Below are 13,259 nucleotides of genomic sequence, written 5' to 3' on the forward strand. Positions count from 1 at the left end.
TTTATTATTAGAAGAATCTAGGTGAAACCATTTTGCTTACTCTGTTAAACAACTCAAAACGTAAGAATACCTCGTGTGAACCTGAGTTATAATTTTTTAATTCTGTAGTTTCCATGTCATAACTGTATCCTATAAATAGTCCGTCAGATATCTGAAAACCTGCCATTGCACTAAATGCTGCACTCCAACGATAAGCTGTACCAAGAGTTAATTTATCAAACAATAAAAAATTCGCTGATACATCAACTTGTAGAGGTGAACCTGTAACAGCTTTGGTTAAAAACGCTGGTTTAAATTTTACAGACTGTGAAAGATCAAATACATAACCTCCAATAAAGTAGAAGTTCATACGTTCTTGAAAGACAGCAACCGCATTATCATTAAATTTAGAGTCTTGCAAAAAATTTGGAACAGAAAGCCCAAGATATAACTTATCAGAGTGTAGATAAATACCAGCTCCGAAATTGGGAGAAATTTCATTATTAAAATTTTGAAGATTTGGGTCATTGGCATCTGCTGGATTTAACAAGGATGTATCTAAATTGAACATATTTGCCGAAGCTTTTAGACCAAAAGACAACTTGTATGTTTCAGATGTTTGAATTGTATAGGACACATCTGCTGAAAGCGTATTGTCTTTAGTTGGCCCTATTTTATCACTCACAACTGACAAACCTACACCTATATTACTATTGTTGATAGGAGTGTTGATAGAAAAAGCATTCGATGTTGGTGCACCATCTAATCCTACCCATTGGGTACGATGTAAACCAAAAACACTCATTACCCCTCTGGATCCAGCGTAAGCAGGATTAATATTGATGGTGTTATACATGTATTGGGTAAACTGAGCATCTTGCTGAGCAAAACCAGTGAAACATGTCAACATTAAAGCGAAAATTAAAATCTTTGTTTTCATATCTTCTTTTTTATCCTGAAGGCTTTTACACCCTCAGGAGTTAGTAGGTAGGTTTATCTAGTTAGGTATAAATATCCGTTTTTATTGATGGTATTTCCATCAGAAGTAGTCCATTGAATGATGTAAAAATATGTTCCAGAAGGTAACTCAGCATTTTTATCAACCGTAACTCTTCCATCTGATATACCCTCAAATTTTCGGGTACTATTATCATAATTTTTAGTTTCATAAACCAAAACTCCCCAGCGATTGAAAATTTCTACTTTATTAGTTGGACGACATTCTTGATTAATATTTTCAATATAAAAGTACTCATTTGTCCCATCTCCATTCGGTGTGAAAGCATTGTGAATGATTATATTATCACATGGAACAACTATACAATCAGTATTTACCGTCATTTTAATTTCAAAAATTCTAGGGCATGGTCCGTTAACAACTGTATAAGTGAATGTATATAATCCAACAGGGATTTGCCACGCATTAAACTCAGTACCTGTTAATCCACCAACATTATCATCATTTGTCCACGTTCCATTGGTTGAAGTTCCAGCTGGTAATAATGAATTTAAATCAATTGTATCAAATTGAGCTTTATTACAACTTTCACTTTGTATAACAATTGGGTCACAAGGATTAACACAAGTATCATCAACTGTCATATCAAGATTGTATGTAAGAGGACACGGGAGATGATTGTTTATAAAATAACTGAACCTATAAACCCCTAAAGAAATGCCATTAGCATTGAATGAATTGCCATTAGTGAAACCGCCTACATTATCTACATTAATCCATACACCGCCAGTTGTTCCTGTTGGTAATAAAGAATCTAAATTAATTACTAAATCTTGATATGTGCAACTTCTTGAAAGTATTAAAGCTGGTTGTACAGGTTGTGTACCTTGGTTTACCCAACTACATGAAGTAGTATTAAATTGGTAATTATCCCAACAGTTTACAGTTGGTGGTTGTACTGGTTGTGTACCTTGGTTTACCCAACTACATGAAGTAGTATTGAATTGGAAGTTATCCCAGCAATTTACAACTGGTGGTTGTGGCGCTTGTGAACCTTGGTTTACCCATGAACAGCTCGTTGTGTTGAATTGGAAGTTATCCCAGCAATTTACAACTGGTGGCTGTGGTGCTTGTGAACTTTGGTTTACCCAACTACATGAAGTAGTATTGAATTGGAAGTTATCCCAGCAATTTACAACTGGTGGTTGTGGCGCTTGTGAACCTTGGTTTACCCATGAACAGCTCGTTGTGTTGAATTGGAAGTTATCCCAGCAATTTACAACTGGTGGCTGTGGTGCTTGTGAACTTTGGTTTACCCAACTACATGAAGTAGTATTGAATTGGAAGTTATCCCAGCAATTTACAACTGGTGGCTGTACAGGTTGTGTACCTTGATTTACCCATGAACAGCTTGTTGTGTTGAACTGGAAGTTATCCCAACAGTTTACAACTGGTGGTTGTGGCGCTTGTGTACCTTGATTTACCCATGAACAGCTCGTTGTGTTGAATTGGAAATTATCCCAACAGTTTACAACTGGTGGCTGTGGCGCTTGTGTTCCTTGATTTACCCAACTACATGAAGTAGTATCGAATTGGAAATTATCCCAACAGTTTACAGCTGGTGGTTGTACAGGTTGTGTACCTTGGTTTACCCAGCTACATGAAGTAGTATTGAACTGGTAGTTATCCCAACAGTTTACAGCTGGCGGTTGTACAGGTTGTGTACCTTGATTTACCCAGCTACATGAAGTAGTATCGAATTGGAAGTTATCCCAACAGTTTACAGCTGGTGGTTGTGGCGCTTGTGTACCTTGATTTACCCATGAACAGCTCGTTGTGTTGAATTGGAAATTATCCCAACAGTTTACAACTGGTGGCTGTGGCGCTTGTGTTGCTTGATTTACCCAACTACATGAAGTAGTATTGAATTGGAAATTATCCCAACAGTTTACAGCTGGTGGTTGTACTGGTTGTGTACCTGTTACATCCCATACACAAGTTGTTGTATTGAAAGTTGCTGTTTGGTAACAAGCTACAGTTGGTGGTGTTGGTATTATACCACAAGGGCCAATTCCACAAGTATCATCAACTGTCATATCAAGATTGTATGTAAGTGGACACGGGAGATGATTGTTTATAAAATAACTGAACCTATAAACCCCTAAAGAAATGCCATTAGCATTGAAAGAATTGCCATTAGTGAAACCGCCTACATTGTCAACATTGATCCATACACCGCCAGTTGTTCCTGGTGGTAATAAAGAATCTAAATTAATTACTAAATCTTGAAATGTGCAACTTCTTTCAAGTATTAAAGCTGGTTGTACTGGTTGTGTACCTAGGTTTACCCAGCTACATGAAGTAGTATTGAATTGGAAGTTATCCCAACAATTTACAACTGGTGGTTGGACAGGTTGTAAACCTTGGTTTACCCATGAACAGCTCGTTGTGTTGAATTGGAAGTTATCCCAGCAATTTACAACTGGTGGTTGTACAGGTTGTGTACCTTGGTTTACCCATGAACAGCTCGTTGTGTTGAATTGGAAATTATCCCAACAGTTTACAGCTGGTGGTTGTACAGGTTGTGTACCTTGGTTTACCCAGCTACATGAAGTAGTATTGAATTGGAAATTATCCCAACAGTTTACAGCTGTTGGTTGTACAGGTTGTGTACCTTGGTTTACCCAACTACATGAAGTAGTATTGAATTGGTAATCATCCCAACAATTTAAAACTGGTGGTTGTACAGGTTGTGTACCTTGGTTTACCCAACTACATGAAGTAGTATTGAATTGGTAATCATCCCAACAATTTAAAACTGGTGGTTGTACCGGTTGTGTACCTTGGTTTACCCAGCTACATGAAGTAGTATTGAACTGGTAGTTATCCCAACAGTTTACAGCTGGCGGTTGTACAGGTTGTGTACCTTGATTTACCCAGCTACATGAAGTAGTATCGAATTGGAAGTTATCCCAACAGTTTACAGCTGGTGGTTGTACCGGTTGTGAACCTTGGTTTACCCATGAACAGCTCGTTGTGTTGAATTGGAAGTTATCCCAGCAATTTACAACTGGTGGTTGTACAGGTTGTGTACCTTGGTTTACCCATGAACAGCTCGTTGTGTTGAATTGGAAATTATCCCAGCAGTTTACAACTGGTGGTTGTACCGGTTGTGTACCTTGGTTTACCCAGCTACATGAAGTAGTATTGAACTGGTAGTTATCCCAACAGTTTACAGCTGGCGGTTGTACAGGTTGTGTACCTTGATTTACCCAGCTACATGAAGTAGTATCGAATTGGAAGTTATCCCAACAGTTTACAGCTGGTGGTTGTGGCGCTTGTGTACCTTGATTTACCCATGAACAGCTCGTTGTGTTGAATTGGAAGTTATCCCAACAGTTTACAGCTGGTGGTTGTACCGGTTGTGTACCTTGGTTTACCCATGAACAGCTCGTTGTGTTGAATTGGAAGTTATCCCAGCAGTTTACAACTGGTGGCTGTGGCGCTTGTGTTCCTTGATTTACCCATGAACAGCTCGTTGTGTTGAATTGGAAATTATCCCAGCAATTTACAACTGGTGGTTGTACCGGTTGTGTACCTTGGTTTACCCATGAACAGCTTGTTGTGTTGAATTGGAAATTATCCCAACAGTTTACAGCTGTTGGTTGTACAGGTTGTGTACCTTGGTTTACCCAACTACATGAAGTAGTATTGAATTGGAAGTTATCCCAGCAATTTACAACTGGTGGTTGTACAGGTTGTGTACCTTGGTTTACCCATGAACAGCTCGTTGTGTTGAATTGGAAATTATCCCAGCAGTTTACAACTGGTGGTTGTACCGGTTGTGTACCTTGGTTTACCCAGCTACATGAAGTAGTATTGAACTGGAAGTTATCCCAACAGTTTACAACTGGTGGTTGTGGCGCTTGTGAACCTTGGTTTACCCAACTACATGAAGTAGTATTGAATTGGAAGTTATCCCAGCAATTTACAACTGGTGGTTGTACCGGTTGTGAACCTTGATTTACCCATGAACAGCTTGTTGTATTGAATTGGAAGTTATCCCAACAGTTTACAACTGGTGGCTGTGGCGCTTGTGTTCCTTGATTTACCCAACTACATGAAGTAGTATTGAATTGGAAATTATCCCAACAATTTACAGTTGGTGGTTGTACAGGTTGTGTACCTTGGTTTACCCAACTACATGAAGTAGTATTGAATTGGAAGTTATCCCAACAGTTTACAGCTGGTGGTTGTACCGGTTGTGTACCTTGGTTTACCCAACTACATGAAGTAGTATTGAATTGGTAATCATCCCAACAATTTAAAACTGGTGGTTGTACCGGTTGTGTACCTTGATTTACCCATGAACAGCTCGTTGTGTTGAATTGGAAATTATCCCAACAGTTTACAACTGGTGGTTGTATAGGTTGTGTACCTTGATTTACCCATGAACAGCTCGTTGTGTTGAATTGGAAATTATCCCAGCAGTTTACAACTGGTGGTTGTACAGGTTGTGTACCTTGGTTTACCCAGCTACATGAAGTAGTATTGAACTGGTAGTTATCCCAACAGTTTACAGCTGGTGGTTGTACCGGTTGTGTACCTGTTACATCCCAAACACATGTTGTTGTATTGAAAGTAGCTGTTTCATAACATGCTAATTCTGTTGGTGCCGGCGGCATTGTTCCAGTTATATCGTATTTACAGGTTGTTGGATTGAAAGTTGCTATTTCGTAGCAAGCCATCTCTGTCGGTACTGTTGGCATTGTTCCAACTATATCGTACTGACAAGTTGTTGTATTGAAAGTTGCTGTTTCGTAACAAGCTATTGTTGGTGGAGGAGGTATTATTCCACATGTTACATTAATAGTTACAATTGCAGGATCACAATTGACATTATTATTTATGTCACATAAATTATAAATGATTGTATAGGTTCCAATAGGAGTTCCAATAGGAATACTAACTTCTCCATTTATTGTATTAATGAATGGAACAGGATTAGAAGCTAAACCAATAGGAGTTGCTGGAGTTGTGACTGTAATAGTAACTTGAGAAATAGTTGCTGGAATTCCATTTACTGTATCAGGGCCATTGCCATTATTACTTAAAACATTTCCAATATTAGAGTTTCCTGTAGTTCCATTTCCACCATTTAGGGTATCATTTTGTGCAATTATTGGGGGGCATTTAGAAATTGTGAAAGGATAATTACATTGTGCTAAATTGTTTGGTGGAACAGCATAGTATGTTACTATTGAACCAGCCACAAGAGGAATAGGGTTAGCATCTGTAAATTCAATTGAATTTACGGTAACTGGAAACTGATTGTAGAATCTTGATCCAGCTGGGAAGAATGATGCAATTTCAGATGTTCCAACACTAGTGTTTTCGCTACAATACGAAAAACTTCTAGTTGATGAAGTATTTTGACAATTTAGTTGTAGATAATTTGAAGCTTCTATTTTAACTGAAAACGGGTCAGTTAATGGATTATCATTGCATTGTCCGTTCGATTCATATCCGCTAATAAACTTTTTACCTGTAAATGCAAGTCCTGTTGTTGCTCCAATACCACTCATGCCACCTTCAACTAATATTGAATTGTTACAAGTTGTATTGTTTAATACGGTACAATCAGTAGTAGCCTTAAGTTTAAATCTTAGTTTTGCCAATATGGCATTTGGATTTGTTGGTAAAACTAAAGTTCCAAAATCCCAAACTAATGAACCAGTTGCTCCGAGATTAGGCAAGAATGCAATATTATTTGGAGTTGGGTTTGTTTGAGGGCTAAATATGTTTCCAACTGCACTACCAGCTACATATGTTGCGTTGAAAGGTATAGGAAAAGTAACTTTGAAGTTATTAATTGCTTCAAAGCCTAGATTTTTAATTTCAACACTAAACTCACCTTCTTGTCCAGGTTCAAGAGTGTAAGGAACAACAGGTGGATTGTTATTTAATGACACAAGAGATACTATTCCTTCGGATTCAGGTATGAAGGCATCAATTGACATAGCAATTGTAGAGATAGAAAAGGTGTCAGAAGTTGTACCATATCTGAAATTTGTAGAAGTTTGATTATTTCCTATTATAGTGTTTCCTGAATTAGGAATGTTAAACATAGCTACATCAATACCTGTGTTGTTTACTAAATTCGGATTTCTTGTACCACCAGTATTAATTGAGGAATTAAAGAAGTTCGAAGTTGAATTTCCAGAATGGCTTAAATTAGTATAATTATTAGTGTTAAGGTTTCTAATTCTGATATAGTCGCCAGAAAAACCGATGTCACCTTCACTTGCTATTAATCCTAACTTCATTCCCACGTTGCCAGTTTGAACAGCATTGAATCCTGAAACAGGTAAATCATAACCACTTGTATTTGTAGAAGCTACATAGGCATATCCGTCGAATATAGTTACATCTCTCCAATTCATTTTTGTGTTTTCATAAATAACTATCATTCCCCAACCACCTGAAAATCCGGTTCCACCTATGTTACCTTCAAGTAGCGCCATGTCAGCAACTGTATATTGTCCAAGACCACCAGTAACAGCAGATTTGACATAGTCGGTGATTTCAGCATAAGCGGAAAAAATATTATCATCAGTCCCAGAAGGATAATAAATGTCATTAGCAGCTGCAATAATTTGTGTGTACGATGAGGCGCCTGGTCCTTTTAATGAGACAATTCTTTTATTAAATGTTTTGGTAACATTAGTTGTAACTGATGCTAAACCTGAAACATTAACATTAGCATTTGAATTGTTTTGTGTATTTATGGCAGTTTCATTAGTACCTCCATTACGAATTAAATTATTTATGGTTATTGTTACTGTTCCATCGGTTATAGCATATGGTGTAGTAAGGTTCGCTTGAGTATTTCCAGCATCTACACTAACTGGAATATTAGTTTCAGTTCCCCCATTAATGGATAGAGTTACTCTATTTATTTCTGAACTGTTGTAAAATCTAAATGCATAGGTTTGTCCATTACCTGAAAAAGTATATATTGGATAAAAATTATTACTAGTACCACCAGTTGTTACAGATAAAGTATAATTTGTTGAATAAATAGGGCTTGTGCTTGCAATATTTTGATTGTGAACAATATTTAAATCATTATTTACGGGTTGAGGAGACGCAACTCCTTTGGTTACATCAAAAGTTGCATTAGGGGAAGATCTACCTGTCCAATACAAACCAGCATAAACAATATTAGAACATGCTGGAATAGCTCCATTTTCAGTAGAAAAAACTAAAGTTGAAGAAGAGGAGTTAAATGTATTTGAATCACCATCTGTATCAACATAAATCATAAACTGACCATTGTTGTTGGTCGTTGGACTATAGTTTTGAGGTGTCAAACAAGTATTTCCCAGCATGGTAAAGTCACCTTTGAGATTATAAATCTTTTTGTTAGGAGTATATTGTGAGGTTCTTTGAGTAAAAGCTTTTCTTATTTGTGCATCTACAGTATTGGAAATTCCTAATAGAATTAACAATAAAACAGCAATGCTTTTAAGCTTTTTTACGACTGAATTAAAGTATAGATTTTTCATATATTCTTTTTTTGTCTCAATTATTAATTAGTGTCTCCTTTTTCTACGTTAAAGAAAACACTATATTGATCATTACTTCCTACTATCATGTTTGCAATAGCTTGCGATGTAGTTTCAAAACTAGTCACGATGCAGATGTACTTTAAATTCTTAAAACTGGCAAAAGAGTCTAAATTTATAGGTGTATTTAATTGACCCGAATTGTCAACTTTGATAGTGATTATCTCAATATTGTTCTTTAATGATATTCCACTATCTAAATTATTGACAGACGTAAGGTCGGTAAAAAGATTTTTTGGCTTTTCTCCATACACCTTTTCAGTTCCAGAGTAGTAGTAAATGGATGGCTGGGTATTGAAAATTAAATTTCTAACGTTTTGAACATTTAGTGTGTACACGGCTGACTGACTAGAGGTTCGTAAGCTACCGTCTGAAGTTGAAAGGAAATCATCAATATCAATAACAGTCATCGATGGATTTTCTGCTGCTATTCTTGACGAAGTTTGAGCAGAAATGTGCAAACTGAAAAATGTAAACAGCAGCACGATTAGGATTTTTGTGTTCATACAGTTAGATTTAGTAGAATAATTTTTTTCGAAAATGGCTTTCTTAACTTGATTTATAAATTTGGGCATATTTGGGTTTTTTTTAATACGTAAAAATTTATGGTGTAAAATTATCATGTAAGTTATCAACAACCTCATTTTTTCTTTAAACAACACGAAAACTCGTTAAAACGCCAATTTTCTCCTAAAAATCATTTTTAATCGTCCAACTACATCACATTTTTCGCTTAAAATGTTGATAAATTTTCTCAAATTCATTCTTTTCACAATTCGAAAGTAATATCTATTTATTTATTTATTGACCAAAATAAAATACCGATAAAATGCACTTTTTTATAGATAAAATGCATTATTTAACAATTTTGTATTATAAATTCTTACAAATAATATCTTAATTGCAAATCGGTTTTAGATCTTATTTTTTAAAATAACGTTAAGTTTGGGATTAAAAAAATAGTTTTTACATTAAGATATCTATTTTTACAATTAAATGTTTTGATTAATTATTTCTAAAACATTGAAATTGATATGTAAACCTAATTTTAAGTTACAAATGAAACAGTTAATGCTGATAAGACATGCTAAATCTAGTTGGGATTTACAACTTGACGATCATCAAAGACCATTAGCACCGAGAGGAATTCAAGATGCACAATTAGTTTCTGTTGCGGTCGAAAAGTACTTGCCAGATAATTTCATGATATGGTGTAGTACGGCAAAACGTGCGAGAGAAACAGCTCTTATTTTTGCGAAAAATATTTTTTTGGATGCGGGAAATATTGTTTTTGAAGAAGAACTGTATACTTTTGATAATATCGAATTGGCTCGAATTATTAAATCATGCGATGATGATATCGATAATTTAATTGTTTTTGGACATAACGAGGCAATCACAAATTTTGTCAATAAATTTGGCAATACTTTTATCGATAACGTGCCTACTTGCGGTTTTGTATCTATTATATTTGACAGCAAAACTTGGAAAAATATCGGTCGAGGTGTAACTAAAAATGTAGTTTTCCCAAGAGATTTAAGATAATTATGAGTACAAATAATAATTTTCGTTACATAGATAGAGAAAAAAGTTGGCTAGCTTTCAATGCTCGTGTTTTACAAGAAGCTGCTGATGAGTCAGTTCCTTTGCTTGAGAGACTGCGTTTTATCGGAATTTTTTCTAATAATTTAGATGAATTTTTTAGAGTGCGATTTGCAGCCGTTCGCCGATTGAGTTTATCTGGAGTTACAGGAGAAAAAATATTGGGTGGAATTTCGTCACAACAATTGGTTAAAGACATCACCGAAATTACCATCAAACAGCAATCAGAAAGTTTAAAAGTCCTTAATGCAATTGAAAAAGAACTCGAAAAACAAAATATCATAATCATTAACGAAAATCAAATTTCGAGTGAACATGAGAATTTTATCAAAGATTTCTTTATCCAAAAAATAAGTCCTGAGTTAGTAACTATTATATTAAATGATCTCGCAGAGTTTCCTTTATTAAAGGATACTTCTGGATATTTGGCAATTAAGTTAGTGATGAAATCCAATGAAAAACCTAAAATATTAGGTTTCGTTAAACCCAAATCAGAAATCCGGTATGCCATTATTGAAATACCTAAAAACACCAACCGAATTATCGAACTTCCTCCGAAAGACGGAAAGCAATATTTGATGTTAATAGATGACATTATTCGTTACAACTTGAGTAGCATTTTTAACATTTTTGACTATGAAAGCATATCTGCTCATATGATCAAAATTACTCGAGATGCGCAATTAGATATTGATAGCGATATGAGTAAAAGTATGCTCGAAAAAATAGCTACATCAGTTAAAGATAGAAGAATTGGCGAACCCGTTCGTTTTGTTTACGATAAATCTATTGATAAAGACACACTAAAATTTTTCACTAACAAAATGGGAATCGAGGGTTCTGATGGTGTAATTCCTGGTGGAAGATACCATAATCGTCGTGATTATATGAATTTCCCAAATTTAGGTCGCTTCGATTTATTATATCCACCAAGAATACCACTTCCTGTGGAAGGTTTATCACTGGATGGTAGCATTTTAAATAAAATTGCTCAAAAAGATTACTTGATATATGCGCCTTATCAGTCGTTTTCTTACTTAATCAAATTTTTGCGCGAAGCAGCTTTAGATCCAAAAGTTACATCGATAAAAATTACCTTATACCGATTAGCAAAAAACTCTCAAATCATTAGTTCGCTCATTAATGCCGCTAAAAACGGAAAGAAAGTAGTAGTGCAAATTGAGCTACAAGCCCGTTTTGATGAAGCTAGTAATATTTCGTATGCCGAACAAATGCAGCAAGAAGGTATTGAGCTCATTTTTGGTATTAAAGGATTGAAAGTCCACAGTAAAATATGTGTAATCGATAGGATTGAACAAGGAAAGTTAAAACGTTATGGATTTATTTCCACAGGAAATTTTAATGAGTCTACTGCTAAAATTTATACTGATTTGACTTTGTTTACCTGTCATCAACAAATATTAAAAGACATCGATAAAGTATTCGATTTCTTTGATGTCAACTATAGAATTCACCGATACAAACACCTTATTGTTTCACCACATTACACTCGTTCTAAACTTTATAAGTTGATAGAAAGAGAGATTAACAATGCCACTGTGGGCAGACCAGCATATATTAGTTTAAAAATGAACAGTCTTTCTGATTATGGAATGATTGATAAATTATATGAAGCCAGTAATGCAGGCGTGAAAATAAAATTACAAGTTAGAGGTATTTGTTCTTTAATCCCAGGTGTGAAAGGCATGAGCGAAAATATTGAAGCCATTAGCATCGTTGACTATTATTTAGAACATTCTCGAACATTCATTTTCTGCAATAATGATGACCCAGAAGTATTTATTTCCTCGGCTGATTTTATGACAAGAAACATCGATGGCAGAGTAGAAGTGGCTTGCCCTATTTTTGATAGTGAAATAAAAAAACAAATTATTGATACATTTAATGTAGGCTGGAAAGGAAATGTAAAAGCACGATACCATTCAGACAAATTCGACAATAAATATAGACAACGAGCTGAAGGCGAACCTCTTTTCCGTGCGCAACATGAAACCTATAACTACTATTTCGATAGAGCAGAAATAGCAGATTTAAACCCTAAAACCGATACAATTTAATGATTACGATAAAAAAATATGCTGCCATCGATATCGGTTCCAATGCCATGCGATTGCTCATTACTAACATTGTGGAGCAGCATGATAAGGAAACTCAATTCAATAAAAGTGCACTCATTCGGGTACCAATTCGTTTAGGTCAAGATGCTTTTACGGTGGGAGAAATTTCGGAGGAAAACATCGACAGAATGATTGATGCTATGACTGCTTTTAAGCTATTAATGAAAGTATATAAAGTAGAAAAATACAAAGCATGCGCCACTTCAGCCATGCGAGAAGCCTATAATGGAAAGGAAGTAGCCAAGATAATTGAGGAAAAATGTGACGTAGCTATTGATATTATCGACGGAAAAATTGAAGCTACTATCATTGCCTCTTCTGATTTGCACAGTTTTTTGAAAACCGACCAAACTTATTTATATGTTGACGTTGGCGGCGGAAGCACCGAGTTTTCTCTTTTTAGTAATGGAAAAATGATAGCATCAAAATCATTCAAAATAGGAACGGTTCGTTTACTAAATAATATGGTTTGCGAAATTGTTTGGGAAGAAATAGAAAAATGGATTAAAGCCAATACAGCCGAATTTGACAACGTAATTCTAATAGGTTCGGGTGGAAATATCAATAAAATTTTCAAAATGTCGGGCAAAATGCAAGACAAACCTTTGTCCTATTTATATCTTAATTCGCAATACCAATATTTAAACTCGTTGACCTATGAACAGCGCATAGCCGAGCTAGGGTTGAACACTGACCGTGCCGATGTAATTATTCCTGCAACTCGCGTGTATTTGAATGCCATGAAATGGAGTGGTGCCCGTCAATTGTATGTGCCCAAAATTGGTCTAGCCGATGGTATCGTAAAAGCGATGTATCAAGGGACATTTTAAAAGTATATTCTATCAAGTATTTTCAAATAATTGTAGTGATTTTAGCAGCAGTAGTTTTTGTACGAACTATTACAATTCTAAATTTTTCCAATTTGAGTTTTGAAATTAACTATCATTAATACTG

6 protein-coding genes are annotated in these 13,259 nt (G+C 35.4%); 3 read left to right on the forward strand and 3 right to left on the reverse strand.

The genetic code is table 11. The annotated features are described in order from the left end of the window. Positions 1 to 7: 7 nt before the first annotated feature. Genes WFZ85_RS10000 through WFZ85_RS10010 form a run of 3 tightly spaced genes read right to left on the reverse strand, consistent with a single transcriptional unit; the run spans position 8 to position 9,071 of the window. Complete coding sequence (locus tag WFZ85_RS10000) at positions 8 to 919, reverse strand: PorP/SprF family type IX secretion system membrane protein (RefSeq protein WP_342696156.1); 912 nt, start codon at positions 917 to 919, stop codon at positions 8 to 10. A gap of 53 nt (positions 920 to 972) precedes the next feature. Continuing rightward, positions 973 to 8,505 (reverse strand): gliding motility-associated C-terminal domain-containing protein, encoded by a 7,533-nt coding sequence (locus WFZ85_RS10005; protein ID WP_342696157.1) that lies wholly within the window; start codon positions 8,503 to 8,505, stop codon positions 973 to 975. A gap of 23 nt (positions 8,506 to 8,528) precedes the next feature. Beyond that, positions 8,529 to 9,071 (reverse strand): hypothetical protein, encoded by a 543-nt coding sequence (locus tag WFZ85_RS10010; protein ID WP_342696158.1) that lies wholly within the window; start codon positions 9,069 to 9,071, stop codon positions 8,529 to 8,531. 553 nt (positions 9,072 to 9,624) lie between these two features. On the opposite strand from WFZ85_RS10010, the gene WFZ85_RS10015 reads away from it, so the two are divergent. The 3 genes from WFZ85_RS10015 to WFZ85_RS10025 are packed head-to-tail and all read left to right on the forward strand — an operon-like array spanning position 9,625 to position 13,135. Next, on the forward strand, positions 9,625 to 10,110 hold the full coding sequence (locus WFZ85_RS10015; RefSeq protein WP_342696159.1) for a SixA phosphatase family protein: 486 nt from the start codon (positions 9,625 to 9,627) through the stop codon (positions 10,108 to 10,110). Between the two features lie 2 nt (positions 10,111 to 10,112). After that, positions 10,113 to 12,245, forward strand: a complete 2,133-nt coding sequence (gene ppk1 / locus WFZ85_RS10020; RefSeq protein ID WP_342696160.1) for a polyphosphate kinase 1 — start codon at positions 10,113 to 10,115, stop codon at positions 12,243 to 12,245. After that, positions 12,245 to 13,135, forward strand: a complete 891-nt coding sequence (locus WFZ85_RS10025; protein ID WP_342696161.1) for a Ppx/GppA phosphatase family protein — start codon at positions 12,245 to 12,247, stop codon at positions 13,133 to 13,135. Before ppk1 ends, WFZ85_RS10025 begins: the two co-directional genes overlap by 1 nt. Positions 13,136 to 13,259 lie beyond the last annotated feature (124 nt).

It is taken from the genome of Flavobacterium aureirubrum (genome assembly GCF_038739835.1).
GTDB classification, from domain to species: Bacteria; Bacteroidota; Bacteroidia; order Flavobacteriales; family Flavobacteriaceae; genus Flavobacterium; species Flavobacterium aureirubrum.